This is a genomic window from Acinetobacter sp. KH_038 (assembly GCF_057839405.1).
The window spans coordinates 778,387-797,474 of sequence record NZ_CM174489.1; the positions used below are offsets into that span (position 1 = coordinate 778,387).

Here is a 19,088-nt window from a genome sequence, read left to right on the forward strand (position 1 = left end):
TAGGGGATATTGTAATAAAATACATGTTAAATAATTAAATATTTGAATTTTAATATTTAATTAATAAAAATTTGATAGCCAGTATTAATTCTATGATCAGTTTTGACTATGGTGGTACGCAGGTTTTTCGCAATAAAAATGCTGAACCAGCACAAAGCATGATTCAGCATCGAGGTATATCGGACAGTACAGGGCTTAGCCTACTGGAGAAATACTGCCCTGATATTTGCTCTCATCATTTAACGAGTCGTTAAATTACTTAGCGTGCAGCAGGTTGTGCTGGTGCGGTGTTTTCTTCTGCAGCGGCTTCAGATGCTGCAGGCTGATCAGCAGTTGCACCTGCGGCCGGATTATTCGCCTCAGGTAATTCCTGCGTACTCACAACCACTTTTTCTTCTTCAGTGGTCGTTGTCGTAGCAGCAAAACTGGTTGCTGCAGCAGCAGTTAAAGTCGTAGCAAGTAAAATTTGTGCATATTTCATTGTTGGCATCCTTTTATTCATTTCAAGTAATCTGCCGAGCTGACCATCACATCAATTCGACAGATGCCCATCCTAAGCACTGAAATTTTACTGAGCAAATCAATTAACAAAAGCGACACCGAATGAATAACTGAGTAGATACAAAACTGGGAAAGTTGTTTTATTACTGTTAATTATGCGCAGTTTTATTTAATAAAAATGTGTATAAATATTTCAAAAAGTGGTTTTGGAATAGAAAATTAACACAGGAACTTGAGGGTGTGTAGCACTCTAGCGCTTTGTGGTCCTGCTATTTTAAGGGCTGATTGAAGGAGAGGAATCGTTTTAAACCGGCCCTGTGCTTTATAATAAAAAGCTTATCTCTGTCTATTCAGTCTTTTGAGAACCGATTTTGAAAATTCTGTCAGCACCACAACCGATTCCTGTACATATTATTTCCGGATTTTTGGGGGCGGGTAAAACCACACTACTTAAACATTTATTAGCGCAGAAGCCTGAACAGGAAATCTGGGCTGTACTGATGAATGAATTTGGCCAGATCGGGGTGGATCAGCAGTTATTGCCACAAGATCAGGGCTATGCAGTCAAAGAACTGCTAGGCGGTTGCCTGTGTTGTAGTAGCCAGTTGCCGATGCAGATTGCTTTGTCACGCCTATTGTCAGAGGTGAAACCGGATCGGCTGTTTATCGAGCCCACCGGATTGGGGCATCCCGGGCAACTCCTGGAACAGTTGACCGAACCGCATTGGCATAGCCATTTAAACATGCAGGCCTTGGTCACGGTGGTCGATGGTTCACGTTTGCATGACCGGGACTGGACTCAGCAAAACCTGTATGCAGACCAGCTTAAGGCTGCGCATATTATGGTGATTTCCCATAATGATTTGATGACGGCCGCAGACCAGGCTGCGCTCACGCAACTCCAGGCTGAATATCAAGCCTATGCTCAAAAATGGCTATTGGCCGAACACGGCCAGCTTGAGATTGAACAGATTAAACAGGACTATCAAGGATCTGCTCGTCAGATCCAGCCTTTATTAAAGCAGCAACAGAGCATGCTGTCAGCGGACATTCCTGTAGTGATTCAACAGCTGCCTTATCATTATGTCGAAAGTGCGCAGGGTTATCAGGTCGCAGGCTGGAAATTGCCAAAACGCTGGCAGTTTAATTTTTATGATCTGCTGGATTTACTCTGTGAGCAAAAAGACTGGCTGAGAATCAAGGGGATTTTTCACACAGATCAGGGCTGGAAAAGTTTTAATTTCAATCCGGAACAGTTTAATTATCAGTCGGTAGAAGAGGGGATCGATAACCGGGTCGAAGTGATTTATCAACAGTCACGCGATTGGCTGGCGTTTGAAACTGCCTTGATGCAGTGTCGTATGGATCCGGAAAAATAAGGCTCCACTGCTCAACTGCTGAATCAGTTGTTGAGCTAAATCTGTTCAGCAAAATACTGCCAAATCTTATATGCTAGGCGCCAAATTTGAGGATTGTATTATGGCGTTAAAAGCGACGATTTATAAGGTTGATTTGAATATTGCAGATATGGATACGCATCGTTATGCAGACTATCAGCTGACCATGGCGCTGCATCCTTCTGAAACCATTGAACGCCTGATGGTACGTATTCTGGCTTATGCACGCTTTGCCGATGAAGCACTGGAATTTACCAAGGATCTGTTTGAAACCGATGAACCGGCACTTTGGGAAAAGGATCTGACCGGTCAACTGGTCAAATGGATTGAAGTCGGCAGCCCGGATGAAGATAAAGTCAAAAAGGCCAGTGCGCGTTGCAAGCAGGTCGCAGTTGTCACCTATGGTTCTGCAGTAGATGAATGGTATAAACGCAGCAGCAAATTAAAAACTTTAAAAAATGTGGAAGTGTGGAAATTATCGACCGCAACCACCGATGCATTGCCACAGTTATGTGCACGTACCATGCAGTTACAACTCAATGTCATGGATGGTGAATGGACCTTGATTGGCGATCAGGGACAGGTGCTGGTCGCCTGGGAACAGTTACAATAAGAGTCCATAAGGATGCACGTCTGGGCTTGTATCCTGCTGCTTGAATTGCGTATATCTAAAGGATAAAAATACGCAGGGCGGTATAATGGAGCATGAACTTTATGATTTACTGCTGGCTGTTGCGATTGGCGCGATTATTGGTGCAGAGCGTGAATATCACAGTAAATCTGCCGGACTGCGAACTATGATCATGGTCAGTCTGAGTTCCTGCCTGTTTACCATCATTTCCCTGAAAATAGGTGTGGAAAATCCTGACCGTCTGGCAGCCAATGTCCTGACGGGACTGGGTTTCTTAGGTGCAGGGGTGATTCTGAAAGATGATAACCGTATTTCCGGCATTACCACTGCCACCACCATCTGGATGACCGCCGCACTGGGCATGGCCGCCGGGGCAGGTTATGAAATCCTGAGTATCTGGGCCACTTTTATTGTGATGCTGGTACTGGTTTTACTGATGTATGTACAGCAGTGGATCGAGTCACTGAATCAGGAACGCAGTTATGAAATAGTCTGTCCTTTCGAGAAGCATGAACTGGATCATTATCAATCACTATTCAAACAATATAAGCTGAAAGTCATGCATTCTTCACAGCAAAAGGTCGAGCAGCGTATTAGCGGAAGGTGGGTCTTGATGGGATCGGCCAGGAATCATCAGCAATTAACCCAGCATTTACTCAATGATAATAATATTCAGGAACTCAGCTTTTAACCCATCAATGGCCAAGAGCTAAAAAAAATGATCAATCCGGTTTATACTGGGTTTTGAATTTATACCCGGCTTAGGTAAATTACCATGATCAACGAACTTGAAATTATTGATTTAAAAGTAGGTGAAGGCAAAGAAGCGGTAAAAGGCGCGCTGATTACCACCCATTATACCGGCTGGCTGGAAGATGGAACCAAGTTTGATTCATCTGTGGATCGCGGCAACTATTTTGAGACCGTGATTGGAACAGGCCGTGTCATCAAAGGTTGGGATCAGGGTATTCTGGGGATGAAAGTTGGCGGCAAGCGTAAACTGCTGGTGCCTGCACATTTAGCTTATGGCGAGCGTAAAATGGGCAAAGTAATTCCAGCCAATTCAAACCTGATTTTTGAAATTGAATTATTTGATGTAAAAACACGTGATTAATTTGCTGAAATAATGCGCATTAACTGTTGTAAATGAATCCGAATCAGAAGAAGTTTCAGTACCAGAAGCTTCTTTTGACAATATACAAAAAAAAGTTTGAACTCCCTGATATTCCAAGTAGATTATAAGAAGAATAAAGCTCTTTTTTCAGGGAAATACAGTCTTTGCAGAACGTGATAAGGAATGTCTATTTTGTAGTATTTGTCTGGAGCATGAGCTGGGTTTTCTTGATGACCCATTCCGTTTTTGCCCAGGTCCCTGCCACTTCCTCCGCTGTGCAGCAGCAGTTCCGCGATTATATCTCTGAAGTTCATTTTACCGAAGAGAGCAGCAGCCCCCTGCAGGGGAAATGGTTGTTTTATCCGCGCCAGTTTATTGTCCAGCCCAGTCCGGTACTGTTATCCAAAACAGTGGAACTGCCTGCTTCCTTTAAAATCTTGACCGGTTCCAATATCGGGTATGGCACTTTCATTGGCCATTATAAAATTCCCAAAGAATTTATCGGACGCCGGATTGCCATTCGGATTCCTGCCCAGTATGGTGCTTATCGGGTCTATGTAAATGGAAACTTTATTATTCGACTGGGGCAAATCAGCAAGACCTCTGGACAACAGCTGACTGAAAAAGCGCCTCGGATTGGCTATTTTGTGGCAGACAGTGAATACATGACTTTGAGTATTCAGGCCTCAAATTATACCCATTTGCATGGTGGGTTAGAACGGCCAATCGAGATTGGGCTTGGAGGTACAATCAATCGTCAATTCCAGCTGTTAATGATGAGTATTGCCATGACCTGTGGTGCAGTGCTCGGGGTTGGAATTTTCAATATCCTGTTTTCGGTATTTCGTGGATCGAAAGAGCGTAATAGCGAAAGTATTTTTGTTTTTGGCTGGTTTATCATTTTTCTGGCATTGCATAATATGTTTTCGGCACCTTATGCCTATTCGATATTTATCAATATCGACTGGCTCTGGGGAACGCGTTTAGAGTATCTGTTTGCATTTCTGGCCATACTGTTTTTCCTCACTTATATGCATCTGTTTAATCGGCGCTATTTAAACCCGCTGATTTATTATGTTGCTGTTGGCTTGCTGATCATTAATGTCGGGGTGACGCTATTTTCTCCTCCAGAATCATTTGAACGTCTGGCCTTATATAGTGCGATTTATGCGCTGGTCATCATTGGCAATTTTATGTATGGGTTCTATCAGACCCTGCAGCACAAGGAATCTTATTCAGCGCTGAATCTGTTTGCCATTATTTTCTTGTGTGCGACATTTCTAAATGACTATTTATTGCTGATTAATGTGATTAAAACCACGCATCTCTCTTTTATTTCAACCAGTTTATATGCCTTGCTGATTATGGTTCAGCAGTCCAAGAACTATGCACATCAAACCTATCAGACTGAACAGCTGAATCTGAGCCTGATCGAGCTGAACAGCTCGCTGGATCAAAAAGTCAAAGACCGTACCCGGCAACTGCATGAACTGAATGCCAAACTTGAACATCAGATGAAGATTGATGCGCTCACCGGTGCTTTTAACCGGCATGCTTTAAATATTGAAATCCAGCAGCGGTTTTCAAAGAGCCGACAACATTCCTATAGCACCCTGGTTTTTGCGATGCTGGATGTCGATTATTTTAAAAATTATAATGACCATTATGGCCATTTGAAGGGTGATGAGATTCTTCAAAATCTGGTCAAGGTCATTCAAGCCAGCTTGCCTGAATCAGGTTATCTGGCACGTTATGGAGGGGAGGAGTTTGCAATTCTGCTCACCGATATGCCCGTTCGGGCCGCCGTGCAGTATCTGGAAACTCTCGTCAAGCAGATTCGGGAACAGCACTTTGAACATCTGAACCGGCCGGATGACACACCCTGGATTACGGTCAGTATTGGTGCAGCCTGGGTAGAACAGAAACAGCGCTATGCAGATATACATGAATTGATGAAAGCTGCAGATGTACAGCTTTATGCCGCCAAACAGGCAGGGCGAGATCAGTTTAAAATCGAGAAAGAGAGCGATCAAAAAACGTATTTATAAAGATAAAGCGCGCTGTCTTCAGAGTCTACAGATTGTGGATAGAAACCACAGCGCTGATAATAGCTTAAGGCGGTTTGGGTCGACCGTATATGAATCTGATGAATTTTTTTCTTTAACAAGGAGATATAGATTTGATCAAATAACTGTGTACCAAAGCCGAGCCTCTGGCAACTTGCCCTCACATAATGCATCAGGATTTCTCCCGTATCACTGACCAGTAAAAAACCGACCACCTTGTCGTGCAGGATATAAACCCAACAATCATTGTAGAGCATATCCACAATCAGGCTGGCATGATTAAAATGTTCTAGCCAGGTTTGAATCTTGCTGGCTTCACGTTGATGATCCAGTACACAAGACTGAATGCTGTCATGAATGACCTGAATAATTTGAGGTATATCTTCAACCTTCCCTTCACGAATCATAATGTTATTCATTTTCTCGAATATTTACCGCGAGGTTGTATTGGATGAAAAACCAAGGGGTAAAAAACAGGTCAATATTGTAGTTTTTTGAGAACATTTGCTGCTATCTACCGGGATGAAGAGCGGTTGTGTTACTGATTTGTTCTGTTTATTTATCTAAATCGTTTAAGTTCAGGATTGAAGTGAAGATAAAGGCTTCGGGTATTTTATTGTTGGCTAGGTGTCGCTAGATGACGTGCCAGACAGGTCATGCAAATAATTTCCTGAACAATAAAATAAGCCTTCGGTTTGCACTGTATAAAAAATAGTCGTATTCTAAATCAGAAGACGATATTTCCATCGCTATCTAAATCACTATTGAGCCTTGCACGATAAAAATAAAATCAGCCACACGAGATGACCAATCATGTTTAAATTACTGCTCTTGTTGTGTATTTTTTTGATCTTGAATGCCGTCTGGATCGTGGGCAGAAAAATTTATAAAACCCAGCGTTATCTGGCTCGCCAGCATCCGGTAAAACCTGTACAGGTGTCCAGTATTACAGCGCAGGATTCAAGCCAGCAAGCCGAGCAGGTGCATGTGGTAGATGCCTATGAACTGGAACTGTTTGATGATGTGGCTCAGTTATTCTTTCAGCGACAGGTGCTTGTCCAGAATCGGGCACAGGCCGAACAGTTACAGCAGGACGTATTACAAAAAATGCCGCTGCAGAGCAGCACCCAGATTCGCCAGATGGATTTAGGCGAGTGGTCAATTTTCTGGAATTTTTATGATCAATCACTGGAATATTATGTTGGCCGCTATGGCGTATTTTATGCTCATGTTGACCGTTTTGGAGTAGAGCATCGTCAGGAAATCCGTACAGATGTTTTACAGTCAGATTGTGCTTAGAAATTTGCTTCCCGCTCATACTGTTCTGTTGAATAGCCAGGCCGCATACTTAAGCCGGTGTAGTTCGGAAAAAGTATTCAAAGCTTCATCCCAGATTTTTCTGCTTCCTGACGGAAATATCCCGTATGACCAATGGCTTTCAAGCCATAATCTTGAGCGTTGATATCTATATAATACAATTTTGCCTGACAAGAATGTTGCATAAAAGTATATCTAGAATCTGCTTCTGTCCGAAACTGTATATTTTCTATCTGTATTTTTTCCTGAACGATGAGCATGTTCTTTGCTGGATTAGATGAGATCTGGTTTTTTTTTATGAGCTATATGAGGTTTAATTGAAGATTGGGTCAGATGTCAAAACTCGGCAGCCGCATAGGCAAAGCACAGTTTAAAAATAGCTAAACACTGCGGTGGTAGCATCAGAGCTGAAAAGGGCAGAACGATATGATTATTAATTTTCAGCAAGCACAGCGGCAGAAGTTTATAACGCTGGCCATGAAGATCGAAGCTCAGCCTCAACTATATTTGCAGTTTGATTCGGTTTCGGACTTTTATAAAGCGGACTGGTGGCAGGATGTTCCTCATGGAGTTGAATGTTATGTCTCTGGTCTGGATGATGGCGCCGATGCATTTTATGCAGTGATAGCCTATGGCGAAGTGCAGCTACAGATCAGTTGTGGCGATCGGCAGGCATCTGCCAGACTACATTTCAACACTGAGCAGGGAATCAACATTGACCAGATTGACGCTACTTCCCGATAAAAGAATAATGACATGCACCCTACAGTTGATATAAATTGTAGAATCATCTCTGTGTTTGGCTTTTATTTGTAGCAGCTGGAATGACCCAAGCCAATCAGGCAATAAAAATAAGGAAAAAATAGCATGGCACATCAGTTTACCGTGAAAGCAATTATCAATGGCGTGTCTATTGATGAGTTTAAGCGCTTGGCCAATGATATCCGTTTGCACGAGGCAGTCTGTCATCGAATTCCTGCCCAAAATCTAGAAATTCTGGTTTCAGAAAAGCAGGGACATATGTATACCCTGAAACGTGCTTATAATCTGGACGTCAATATTCCAGATATGGCAAAAAAATTACTCAAAGATGCATTCCGTTTGCAACGTACCGATGTTAGCGATCTGGATGCAATGACCTCAACCGTGCAACTCGGTGCGAACTTGCCAATCGAGGCGATCTGTCAGCGTGCAGTCACCGGAGATGAAGCGCAGATTCAGTTTCAGCTTCACTGGACGGTTAAAGTCAAAGTGCCTTTGCTCGGCGGTATGCTGGAAAAGCATGCAGAAGGCGAGATTCGTAAATTTAGTGAAATTGAACTGGGCATTGTTGAAGATGAATTACGCAAGAATCTTAGCGCTTAAATCCATAAAGCAGTCCTGTCAACCCGCGTTTTAAGTGGGCTGTATTGTATCTAGACGGCGGTGATCCATTGGGCCATATATCATCTTCAAATTGCTGCTGTGATTTTAGAAAGGCAACTCAGCTACTAATGAAATTTGCCGTGACATTAATACTGATGGCCAGAATCGTGGTATTAAAGCCATATGCCAGCAGTAAATGCAGGGTATTTAAAACCCGCATGGATTGGCCGCAAATCGAGACATCTGCAGTTTGGGCTGACGTGCCAATAATATAGCTAAAGTATAGAAAGTCCGGATAAGTTGGTCTTGGAGTCGCGGGAAAATCCAGTCCTCCGTGTTGCTGTTTGTCGAGTGCCAAATAAAAGTCATGGGCATAATGAATGGCAAATATCGTATGCATCAAGAACCAGGCCGAAATAATGGTCAGCACTGACAAAATTAAATGCCCGGTCCGGATGCTGGCGTCTTGGGGTAAATGATTAATTTCAATGATTATTGCAATAAAACACATGATTAAGGCAAAAATCACCAGCAACAGAATGATCCATTTGCTGGCATCTTGCTGCATGGCACGTTGCAATATATGAGCATGATCAATCGGCCAGAGTTTTTTGATGGTAAAGCCTAAATACGCATAAATGGCGATATTCCAGCTGATTAACAGGCAGCTGGACCAGCTCAACGGGCTGGTGGTCTGTAAAATCAGATAAAACAGTAGTATGGCAGGAAAAATAATAAAGAAATACAGACGGGATTGAAGCGCCGTCTTGATAGACTGAAGAAGCTGCATCATGTCATTTATAGTTATTCTGCTGACGTCTCAAGATCCTAGCACAGAACGATTTGGAATAAACCATCTTGTGCCGGCTTAAATAGTAAGCTTAATCACGCTCTTTATGAAATATCCTGCCAAGTTGGTGAGTTGATCCACGCCCGGCAATTTTCCTGCAGGCATTCTGCAACAGGAAATCCCGCCTAAATGAAATTTTTCTAGAATGGTTTTCAGGTTAATGAAGCAGGGTGCTGGATCGCAGTGCCATAAGCAAACACTTCGACCATACCGCCTTGCATACCGAGTTCCGTGGTACTGAGCCGAATGCCCATAATCTGGGTGGCTCCGATTTTTTCGGCTTCGAGTTTTAAGCGTACTATCGCTTCACGTCGTGCCCGTTCGACCACACTTTCATAGCTGGTTAAACGTCCGCCGAGCATATTCTGCACATTGGCAAGCGCATATTTAAAATAATCATGGGAAATCACTACATTGCTGCTAATCATCTGTCCGGAATATTCGGACACCATAAAGCGGCTACTGTTGACCCGAATATAAGCCAGACGTTGTTCCTGTTCATTTAAATAAAGCAGGTGCTTGCGTTCATTATAACGGCCAAAGCCAAAACCGACGCTAAACAGAATAGCAAAAATGATGATCTGAAGAATTAAACCATCCATGATCTAATCTGCCTGCGGAAAAGGGTCGGGTAATTTTGGCGTGACTGGATCAACAATGACTGCCGTGCCATAGACAAACAGTTCAGATGCACCCTGGGCAATATTGGATGTCGAGAAACGGATACCGACAATGGCATTGGCCCCCATGCTGTGGGCTTTTTCAATCATCCGGTTCATGGCTTCCTGACGGGATTCTTCCAGCAGTTCGGTATAGGCGGTGAGTTCACCCCCGACAATATTTTTCAGACCAGCGAGTAAGTCACGCCCGACATGCTTGCTGCGTACCGTACTGCCATACACCACATCAATTTGCTGGCGAATAGTGTGTCCCGGTACAGATTCCAGATTGCTAAGTAACATGCGTATGTTTTCTAAATAGATTGCTGGTCTATGACAATAGGAAAACTGCCTTGAAAATGCAATAAAAAAAGCCCACCGAAGTGAGCTTTTCTTTTTCTATTTCAAATCTATTTTGCCTGCTGTTCTGCTGCGCGGCGCTGTTCAGTCACAGACGGCGGATTCGGCAGGGTATCTGTGGTATTGACTTTCAAGCCGCCACCCAGCGTCTTGTAGACTTCAACCTGATTGTTCAGATTGGCCTGTTCCAGCAAAAGCAAGCCCTGTTCTGCGGCATAAGAGGCACGCTGTGCATCCAGTACGGTCAGATAGCTATCAATCCCGGCGCGGAAACGTGCCTGCGACAGGCGATAGGTGGTATTGGTGGCTTCTACCAGACGGCGCTGTGCCGCTAGACGATCACCAATATTCTGACGTACCGCCAAAGCATCATTCACTTCACGGAAAGCCGTTTGAATCGACTTTTCGTAATCTGATAAGGCAATTTGCTGATCGGTTTCAGAAATGCGGATATTGGCCTGACGGGTACCCCAGTCAAAAATCGGGATGTCCAGACTTGGGCCAAAAGACCAGGCAAAACTGCCCGACTTAAACAGATCGCCTAAATCAGTTGAGGCATAACCTGCCGAACCGGTCAGGCTGATGGTCGGGAACAGACGCGCACGTGCTGCGGCAATATTGGCACCCGCCGCAGACAGACGATACTCTGCTGCACGGACATCTGGACGGTTAATCAGCAGGTCACTTGGCAAGCCCGAACCCAGTGCGGTATTGGCAGTGATACGGGTAATGCGTTGTGCCGGTAACAAATTCGCCGGTACCTGCTGGCCAACCAGCAGGTTTAACAGGTTTTGTGCCTGTGCTACCTGAGTGCGGTAATTCGCCACATCATTACGCGCGGTTTCAACCGAGATCTGTGCCTGACGTACTGGCAGTTCACTGTCGATACCGACATCAAAACGTTTTTTGTTCAGATTGAAAGATTCAAGCTGCGCTTTCAGGGTCTGCTCTGCCAGATTCAGGTTGGCATTGGCAAAGGAATAGCTGAGCCAGGCCTGAGACACCTGACCAATCAAGGCAATTTGTGTTGCATCCCGGGCACTCTGGGTCGCCAGGAAGTTATCCAGCGCATTGTCACGCAAGCTACGGACACGTCCCCAGAAATCCAGTTCATACGCAGTTACGCCCAGACCTACATTATAAGTAGTTACGGCACCGCGGCTTTGAGGATTATTACTGCCAATATCCTGACGTAAAACACTACCGCTAGCACCAATCGTCGGTAACTGGTTATTTTCAGTAATCTGATATTGTTGCTGAGCTCGCTGAATATTGAGAGCAGCAGTGCGCAAATCACGGTTATTGTTTAGTGCCAGATCCAGCACCTGTAACAGGCGCTGATCGGCAAAAAAGTTTTTATAACCCTGTTCTGCTACAGAAGTACCAGACGCATTGGTATAGCTGCTCGGGATATTTGCCTGTGCAACCGGCTCTGGACTACGCATGCTTTGACAGGCAGTCAAAGCAAGCGCAAGGGCAGATACCGCAATGCTACGACCTGTAATAGACCATACATTTTGCATTACGACTTATACTCCTGATTTTGTTGTTTTGGTTTGTATTTAAAGATACTTCGAATCCAGACATAGAATACCGGAATAAAGAAGATACCTAACAAGGTCGAGCTGATTACACCACCGAGTACACCATAACCGACCGAGTGCTGGCTACCTGCACCTGCGCCTGAAGCCAGGGCAAGCGGTAATACACCAAAACCAAAGGCCAATGTGGTCATGATAATTGGACGTAAACGCATTTTTGCCGCATGCAAGGTCGCATCGAATAAATCTTCACCCTGTTCCTGCAGCTCTTTCGCAAACTCGACAATCAAGATCGCGTTTTTCGCTGACAGACCAATGACGGCAATAATCGCCACCTGGAAGTAAATGTTATTCGACAGGTTCGGATTTTGCAGCAGCACCATTCCACCATAGGTGAGTAATAATGCACCGACAATACCCAATGGTACGACCAGCAGCACCGAGAATGGAATCGACCAGCTTTCATACAGGGCTGCCAGACACAGGAACACAATCAGGAGTGACAGGGCATACAGGAACGGAGCCTGTGCACCAGATTCACGTTCTTCTAAAGACAGACCTGTCCATTCGAAGTCAAAGCCTGTCAAGCCCATTTCTGGTAACTTGGCTGCAATTTCTTCCATGGCCACCATTGCATCACCAGAGCTGATGCCCGGAGCAGGTGTACCCTGAATGTTCATCGACGATACGCCATTATAACGTTCCAGACGTGGTGAACCATAGGTCCATTCGCCTGTTGCAAATGCCGAGAATGGTACCATTTCACCGCGATTATTACGCACATACCATTGGTCCAGATCTGCCGGCATCATCCGCGAGTCAGCTTCACCCTGAACATAGACTTTCTTGACACGACCACGATCAATGAAGTCATTGATATATGAACCGCCCCAGGCAATACCCATGGTGCTGTTAATTTCGGCAACGCTAACACCCAGTGCACCTGCTTGCGCATGATCCACAATCACACGGTACTGAGGAGTATCTTCCTGACCGTTTGGACGTACACCTGCCAGACGCGAATCTTGTGCTGCCATGCCCAGGATTGCATTACGTGCTGCCAGAAGCTGGTCATGACTTTGACCACTTGCAGCCTTGAGCTGTAAGTTGAAGCCAGCCGACACACCCAGTTCAGGCATAGCAGGAAGCTGCAATGGCATGATATAAGAGGCATCTTTGACGATCATGTTCAGCGCCATACCACGTTGAATAATGGCACCGACCTGAGATTCCGGACTGTTACGTTCAGACCAGTCTTTCAGTTTAATGAAGGCCAGACCTGCGTTTTGTCCCACACCGGTAAAGGAGAAACCTGCCACACTAAACACCGACTCGACATGATCTTTCTCGTTTTCCAAGAAATAGTTGGTCATGGTGTTGACCACTTTGTCGGTACGTTCCAGGGTAGCATTTGGCGGTAGCTGAACCAGCGCCATAACCACACCCTGATCTTCATCCGGCAGGAATGAAGACGGCAGTTTCTGGAACAGCAGCACGATAACACCCAGCACTACTGCATAGACAATACCTGAGAAAATCTTGCTGTGGGTCATGCGATTTACGCCGCCCTGATATTTCACCGCCACATTGTCAAAGCTGCGGTTAAACCAGCGGAAGAAGCGGGCAAAGATACCGTTACTTTGCGGCTTGTTCGGATCATGCTGTTTCAGCAAGGTCGCACACAGGGCAGGGGTAAAGGTTAATGCCACTATCAGCGACAAGACCATTGCTGTAACCAGCGTAATCGAGAACTGACGATAAATAACCCCGGTGGTTCCACCGAAGAATGCCATAGGAACGAATACTGCTGACAGCACCGAGGTAATACCAATCAGTGCGCCAGAAATCTGTTTCATCGACTTTTCAGTCGCAGAAACCGGATCCAGATGCTCTTCCACCATGACCCGTTCTACGTTCTCGACCACAACAATGGCATCATCGACCAGAAGACCGATCGCCAGCACCATGGCAAACATGGTCAGGGTATTAATCGAGAAGCCGAAGACGTTAATCACGGCAAAGGTACCCAAGACCACGACTGGAACGGCCATGGTCGGAATGATCGTGGCACGCCAGTTCTGCAAGAACAGGAACATGACCAGGAACACCAGAATAATCGCTTCGATCAGCGTTTTGACCACGCTCTTGATCGACAGTTCAATAAATGGTGTGGTGTCAAAAGCCACCTGATCGACCATGCCTTGCGGATAGTTGGGACGTAATTCTTTTAAGCGTTCTTCAACAGCCTGTGCTGTATCGAGCGCATTCGCGCCAGTCGCGAGTTTAATTGCGACACCACCAGCAGGCTTGCCGTTGAACTTGGAATCAAACTGATAATTATCTGCACCGAGTTCAACCCGTGCTACATCTCCGAGGCGAACTTGTGCACCTGAAGTGGTATTCTTCAGGAAGATATTACTGAACTGTTCCGGAGTCTGCAGCAGGCTTTGCGCAGTTACAGTTGCATTCAGCACTTGTCCTGCAACAGCAGGCGCACCACCGAGCTGACCCACCGCGACCTGAGCATTCTGGGTACGGATTGCGGTTGCAATATCGCTTGGCGTAACTTGCAGACTTGCCATTTTGGCTGGATCCAGCCAGATCCGCATGGCATAAGAACCACCAAAGACCTGAACTTCACCAACCCCGGCCACACGGCTTAAAGGTTCGGAAATGTTCGAGTTTACATAGTCTTTGATGTCATCGGCGGTCAGGCTGCCATCAGGCGAATAGAATGCCAGTACCTGCAGGAAGCTGGCGCCTGATTTGGTAACCCGTACACCCTGACGCTGTACATCTTCAGGAAGTAGTGCAGTCGCAGACTGTAATTTGTTTTGAACCTGAACCTGTGCGATATCTGGATCAACACCCTGTTCAAAGTTCAAGGAAATAGAAGATGAGCCGTTACCCGCACTGTTAGACGAGATATAACGTAAACCATCCATACCGTTCATCTGCTGCTCGATGATCTGGGTCACTGTGTTTTCAACAGTTTCAGCAGATGCACCTGGATAAGTCGCAGAAATGGTGACGGTCGGTGGAGCAATCGTTGGATATTGTGCAATCGGCATTTTGCTGATGGTTAAAATACCGGCCAGCATAATGACCAAGGCAATCACCCACGCGAAAATCGGGCGATGAATAAAGAATTGAGCCATGAACCATTACTCCTTATGCATTTGCAGCAGGTTTTTGTTCAGGTTGTTCTTTCTTTGCATCATCTGCCTTTTTCTCGCTTGCTGTAGGCTGTTGCGGTGCAGCACCCTGTGGGGCAGCAGCTTGAGGTTGATAAGGTTTAGCCACCACCTGCTGTTCAGGTTTGACTTTTGCAATACCATCCACAATCACTTTATCGCCTGGGTTCAGACCTTCAGTCACAATCCAGTTGCTGCCTTGAGAGCCAACCGTAGTGACTGGACGTGGTGCCACTTTACCATCCGCACCGACCAGCATTGCCATGGCCTGACCTGTAGGGGTACGGGTCAAAGCGACTTGCGGAATCAGGAAGGCATTCGGAACTTCACCCTGTACGATTTGCGCAGTGGCAAACATACCTGGCAGGAGTAAATGGTTTTTGTTCGGGAACACGGCACGTAAAGTCACGGTACCTGTTTCCGGGTTCACGCTGGCATCGGAAAATGCCAGACGGCCTTCAACCGGATAGATGCTGCCATCTTCCAGTTTTAACTTGACCTTGGTGTTGTTTGAGCTGTTCAAGTCGCCTTTGCTGAGCTGCTGGCGTAAACGCAAAAGCTCGGCACTCGACTGGTTGATATCCACATAAATCGGATCTAGGCGCTGAATGGTGACCAGGGGGTCTGGCTGGTTGGCCGTCACTAAGGCACCCGCAGTCACAGACGAACGGTTGGTCTGGCCAGAAATCGGTGCACGTACAGTCGAATAGCCCAAGTTGATTTCTGCATTACGCAAGGTTGCGCGGTTTGCATTTAAATCAGCTTCAGCGAGCTTGACCTGTGCCACGATGTCATCGTATTCCTGTTTGGAAATGGCATTGGTACCGACCAGTTGACGATAACGGCCTTCCTTGACACGTAATACACCGAGATTGGCTTCAGCACGGGCAATCGCTGCACGGGCATTATCCACGGTAGCACGGTTAGTGCTTGAGTCAATTTCGTACAATGCCTGACCTTCACGGACATAACTGCCTTCAGTGAACAAGCGTTTAAGCACCACACCACTGGCTTGTGGACGTACTTCTGAAATCTCAAATGCTGTTGTACGACCTGAGAGCTCTACAGACTGCTCCACACTTTGCGGTTGTGCAACAAGAACACCGACTTCAGTCGGTGGCATTTGTTGTTGAGCACCAGCTTGCTGGCCCTCTTTAGGATCTTTGCTACAACCAACAAGTGCAAGACTTGTTGCTAATGCGCAAGCAGTCAGGGCAGGTGCCCAAAGCTTTGCAGACATCATTGTTCCACCTCTATTAGATCTTTATCTAAATTTTCTTATTTGTGAGCCGCGCAATATCTGATCCAGACCATATACCACAACGAAATCCAAATAAAACTGATACTCCAGCCGGATATGACATCTGAAGGAAAATGTACGCCTAGATAAACTCTTGAAATCCCCATTATCAGCATCCATAACCCTGCACCCATCAGGATGATGGTAGAACAGGAATGTTGCCGATACATGTAAATTGCCAGACATGCCAGACAGGCCGCATACAGACTATGGGCACTTGGAAAGGAACTTCCAAAACTTTCAACCAGATGCAAGGATGCTGGGGGCCGGGGTCGGGCAATTGCAAACTTTAACAGCCAAGCTAGGAGTATTCCTCCGATAATTCCGATACATATAAAAATTACGCTTGTATGCTTTTTATACCACAGCAAGGCCATACACCATAGTGTGGATAAAAATAATACAAATGGCATGCCACCTATTACGGATAAGGACTGGGTAATTTGATTCCAAAACTCGGTGCGATACAGACTCATCCATTCTACCAGCTGCAAGTCGAGCTTGCTTAAAGCAGGAATATTCAGGATGAACACACTGAAAATTAAAAAAAAATACCGACAAAAAGTAACAAGTAATGCATGCCAAAAAATCCTTGTCCTTTTAACCGTTCGCAAATCGGCCTATTGTCTGAAGTGAAGTGTACTTGTCAGTACACTTTTTTTCAAGTGTGCGTATTTTATGCTAATTCCATTTTTTAAATAAGGAATTTGTTGTTAAATATACTGTAATTATCTCAGTTTTAAGATTTTGTCGATGTATGATTTTCGTCAATTTCAATGTTTTGCTTGGGTGGCCAGAAGAAATCACTAGGACGGGTCAGGAAGTGAGTCATGACCAGTTTTGCCAGGGGTTTCCACTGTTCGAAACGTACCCGTCGCGCACGCAAGGCCACGATAATGGTCAGGCTGAAACTGACAAACAGGTTGGTCAGGCCAATCAGCAGTACCCCCAGGAAGGACACCACAATCAAGCCGATGTCGGGGCCATTAATATTGATCAGACCTTGAATAAAGTTGGCGGAGGCAAAGGCAATATGACGGATATCCAGTGGCAAGCCCAGAATAAAACCAATGGTGCCCATACTGCCGAGCATGACCCCGAAAATAAAATTACCTGCCAGCGCCCCCAGATTACGCTCGATATAGTCTGCAAAACGGTACAGGCGTTCCTGTCCCATCAATTGCGACAAACGTACATGCGCTTTCAGGCGAGGGCCGACCTTGCGATATACTGCCATATTGTCAAAATAACCGGCCAATAAGCCGGACAGGAACAGGCAGACTCCGGCAATTGCCGCATGGGGAATCGCCAGAGAAGTAAATGGATTCAGGTCATGCAGGGTTTTGGCCGCCTTGGCATGATTCATTAAAGGCTCATGCAGTGCAACATCCCAGAGCAAGGTAATCAATGCAGCCACCGGAATCGCAATGGAAATATTGCCCAGAATGGCGACAAACTGGGTGCGGATGATATTCACAATCAGCGCGGCCAGCTCGGCAATCTGGGCCATTTTTGAGCCTTTGCGTTGCTGGACTGTGGCTGCCAGTGCTGCTGCTGTCATCGCTGGCTGTTTGGTCGCAACGGTAAAATGCAGTACATGGATCAGCATAAAGCCCAGCGAATAGTTCATGCTGTAGCTAAAGGCCTGCATGAGAGGTGCCATGCTAAAGCGTGTCATCAGGATTTTCAGGGTGGCCATCGTTGCGATGATGGCACCTGCACCGGCGGCCGACTGGTACATGGCCAGGAAGCCTTTTTTATCGGTACTTACATAGTGCTCGCCAGTTTTGCTGGCATTTTCAGTGACCTGTAAGGCCAGGAGTTCACTATTGGTCGCCAGCAGGGCCCGGACACTACGTTCGCTATAAATGGCTTCAGTGATATCCGCAATAAACAGTCCGATGGACTGATAGCGCAGATCATCCTCGTCCATGACCATATTCAGCAGAATTTCTACCCGTTCCAGACACTGTTCCAGCAGCGCCAGCATATAAGTCAAACTTACGCTGACCCCAATCCGTTTGGTGGAACGACGAATTTTTGCTACCACATCATGACACTGTTCCAGCATTACCAGCGCTTGTGATGCATCGGGTGGGGTGATCGAATCGACCAGCATGACCGTGTTATAGCGTTTTTTGTATTCCTGAATAAATTCGTTAATCTCACGGTTCTGTACCAGAAAAGGAGATTCATATTCCATCAGTTCCGGCTGTGCATTAATAAATTCAGGATGCAGACCAATACCACTGATACGGTAAGACAAAATGGTCAGGGCCTTGATGATCTGATCTTTAATCCGGGTCTTTTCAGGTTGATTGGAGTGTCCCTGATTCAAAACTGAAAATAACCGTTGCCAGTCATCTTCATCAAAATAGTCGAGCCAGTATTTATCGTTAGGCTGATAAAAAACCTTGCGAAACAATTCCTGTAATTGCTGATGGTCTGGAATGATCGGCAGGACATGCGCACCAATACGCTGATTGAGCTGATTCCAGAAACCATCCAGAGACAAAATGCCGGTATCGGAAAACAGGCTGGTCTGCTTATAACGGTTAATGATCCGCAGGGTAAAGGTCTGTAGTGCTGACACTGCATTTGGCGTCAGTAACAAAGCCTGGATAAATGCATTGAATTTTGCTTCGATTTCTTCGGTATTTCTGCTGTCTTCTGGTCTGATTCTTTCTATCAGTTCAATCAGAAGATTTTCATCCAGCACCGCCTGAGGTTGTTCAAGCTGATGCTGCATGTTTTGGAAAAGATCAAGAAAATTAATATGCATAGGCGGGCTTA

At 45.7% G+C, this 19,088-nt stretch carries 18 protein-coding genes and 1 pseudogene; 8 read left to right on the forward strand and 11 right to left on the reverse strand.

Annotated features, from left to right (window positions below; genetic code table 11):
- Positions 1-259 precede the first annotated feature (259 nt).
- Positions 260-481, reverse strand: coding sequence for a hypothetical protein (locus tag AC3IT7_RS03550; RefSeq protein ID WP_489249418.1), 222 nt, complete (start codon positions 479-481; stop codon positions 260-262).
- A gap of 391 nt (positions 482-872) precedes the next feature.
- On the opposite strand from AC3IT7_RS03550, the gene AC3IT7_RS03555 reads away from it, so the two are divergent.
- The 5 genes from AC3IT7_RS03555 (at position 873) to AC3IT7_RS03575 (ending at position 5,691) form a co-directional block, all read left to right on the forward strand.
- Complete coding sequence (locus AC3IT7_RS03555; protein ID WP_489249419.1) at positions 873-1,880, forward strand: CobW family GTP-binding protein; 1,008 nt, start codon at positions 873-875, stop codon at positions 1,878-1,880.
- Between the two features lie 100 nt (positions 1,881-1,980).
- Positions 1,981-2,511, forward strand: a complete 531-nt coding sequence (locus tag AC3IT7_RS03560; RefSeq protein WP_475653535.1) for a YaeQ family protein — start codon at positions 1,981-1,983, stop codon at positions 2,509-2,511.
- A gap of 85 nt (positions 2,512-2,596) precedes the next feature.
- A complete protein-coding gene (locus tag AC3IT7_RS03565; RefSeq protein WP_489249420.1) occupies positions 2,597-3,220 on the forward strand; it encodes an MgtC/SapB family protein in 624 nt (207 codons plus the stop codon).
- Positions 3,221-3,304: 84 nt separating this feature from the next.
- Positions 3,305-3,643: an FKBP-type peptidyl-prolyl cis-trans isomerase gene (locus tag AC3IT7_RS03570; RefSeq protein ID WP_475653537.1), complete on the forward strand. Its 339-nt coding sequence runs from the start codon at positions 3,305-3,307 to the stop codon at positions 3,641-3,643.
- 230 nt (positions 3,644-3,873) lie between these two features.
- Complete coding sequence (locus tag AC3IT7_RS03575; RefSeq protein WP_489249421.1) at positions 3,874-5,691, forward strand: sensor domain-containing diguanylate cyclase; 1,818 nt, start codon at positions 3,874-3,876, stop codon at positions 5,689-5,691.
- On the opposite strand, the gene AC3IT7_RS03580 is transcribed toward AC3IT7_RS03575, so the two are convergent.
- Positions 5,673-6,140: a GNAT family N-acetyltransferase gene (locus AC3IT7_RS03580; protein ID WP_489249970.1), complete on the reverse strand. Its 468-nt coding sequence runs from the start codon at positions 6,138-6,140 to the stop codon at positions 5,673-5,675. The genes AC3IT7_RS03575 and AC3IT7_RS03580 overlap by 19 nt on opposite strands.
- A 382-nt stretch (positions 6,141-6,522) precedes the next feature.
- Between AC3IT7_RS03580 and AC3IT7_RS03585 the strand changes: the two genes are divergently transcribed.
- Positions 6,523-7,008, forward strand: a complete 486-nt coding sequence (locus AC3IT7_RS03585) for a hypothetical protein (RefSeq protein ID WP_489249422.1) — start codon at positions 6,523-6,525, stop codon at positions 7,006-7,008.
- 77 nt (positions 7,009-7,085) lie between these two features.
- Here the strand turns inward: AC3IT7_RS03585 and AC3IT7_RS03590 are convergent, their stop codons facing one another.
- Complete coding sequence (locus AC3IT7_RS03590; RefSeq protein WP_489249423.1) at positions 7,086-7,286, reverse strand: hypothetical protein; 201 nt, start codon at positions 7,284-7,286, stop codon at positions 7,086-7,088.
- A 166-nt stretch (positions 7,287-7,452) separates the two neighbouring features.
- Between AC3IT7_RS03590 and AC3IT7_RS03595 the strand changes: the two genes are divergently transcribed.
- Both AC3IT7_RS03595 and AC3IT7_RS03600 read left to right on the forward strand, forming a co-directional pair.
- Positions 7,453-7,770 (forward strand): hypothetical protein, encoded by a 318-nt coding sequence (locus AC3IT7_RS03595; protein ID WP_489249424.1) that lies wholly within the window; start codon positions 7,453-7,455, stop codon positions 7,768-7,770.
- A gap of 123 nt (positions 7,771-7,893) precedes the next feature.
- A complete protein-coding gene (locus AC3IT7_RS03600) occupies positions 7,894-8,391 on the forward strand; it encodes a DUF2505 family protein (RefSeq protein ID WP_489249425.1) in 498 nt (165 codons plus the stop codon).
- A gap of 118 nt (positions 8,392-8,509) precedes the next feature.
- Here the strand turns inward: AC3IT7_RS03600 and AC3IT7_RS03605 are convergent, their stop codons facing one another.
- From AC3IT7_RS03605 to AC3IT7_RS03640, 8 genes and pseudogenes are all read right to left on the reverse strand, one after another.
- Positions 8,510-9,184 carry a DUF1345 domain-containing protein gene (locus AC3IT7_RS03605; RefSeq protein ID WP_489249426.1) on the reverse strand — a complete coding sequence of 225 codons (675 nt, stop codon included), beginning with the start codon at positions 9,182-9,184 and terminating at the stop codon, positions 8,510-8,512.
- Between the two features lie 209 nt (positions 9,185-9,393).
- Positions 9,394-9,843, reverse strand: coding sequence for a YbjQ family protein (locus tag AC3IT7_RS03610; protein WP_475654664.1), 450 nt, complete (start codon positions 9,841-9,843; stop codon positions 9,394-9,396).
- A gap of 3 nt (positions 9,844-9,846) precedes the next feature.
- Entirely contained in the window at positions 9,847-10,203 is a 357-nt protein-coding gene (locus tag AC3IT7_RS03615) for a YbjQ family protein (protein WP_489249427.1), read from the reverse strand.
- Positions 10,204-10,310: 107 nt separating this feature from the next.
- Entirely contained in the window at positions 10,311-11,783 is a 1,473-nt protein-coding gene (gene adeK / locus AC3IT7_RS03620; protein ID WP_489249428.1) for a multidrug efflux RND transporter AdeIJK outer membrane channel subunit AdeK, read from the reverse strand.
- Positions 11,783-14,959, reverse strand: a complete 3,177-nt coding sequence (locus tag AC3IT7_RS03625; RefSeq protein ID WP_489249429.1) for an efflux RND transporter permease subunit — start codon at positions 14,957-14,959, stop codon at positions 11,783-11,785. The genes adeK and AC3IT7_RS03625 overlap by 1 nt, the downstream gene beginning before the upstream one ends.
- 13 nt (positions 14,960-14,972) lie before the next feature.
- Positions 14,973-16,238 carry an efflux RND transporter periplasmic adaptor subunit gene (locus AC3IT7_RS03630; protein WP_489249430.1) on the reverse strand — a complete coding sequence of 422 codons (1,266 nt, stop codon included), beginning with the start codon at positions 16,236-16,238 and terminating at the stop codon, positions 14,973-14,975.
- 35 nt (positions 16,239-16,273) lie between these two features.
- Positions 16,274-16,875, reverse strand: a pseudogene (locus tag AC3IT7_RS03635) (phosphatase PAP2 family protein).
- A 159-nt stretch (positions 16,876-17,034) separates the two neighbouring features.
- Positions 17,035-19,077 (reverse strand): site-specific recombinase, encoded by a 2,043-nt coding sequence (locus tag AC3IT7_RS03640; RefSeq protein WP_475654670.1) that lies wholly within the window; start codon positions 19,075-19,077, stop codon positions 17,035-17,037.
- Between the last annotated feature and the right edge of the window lie 11 nt (positions 19,078-19,088).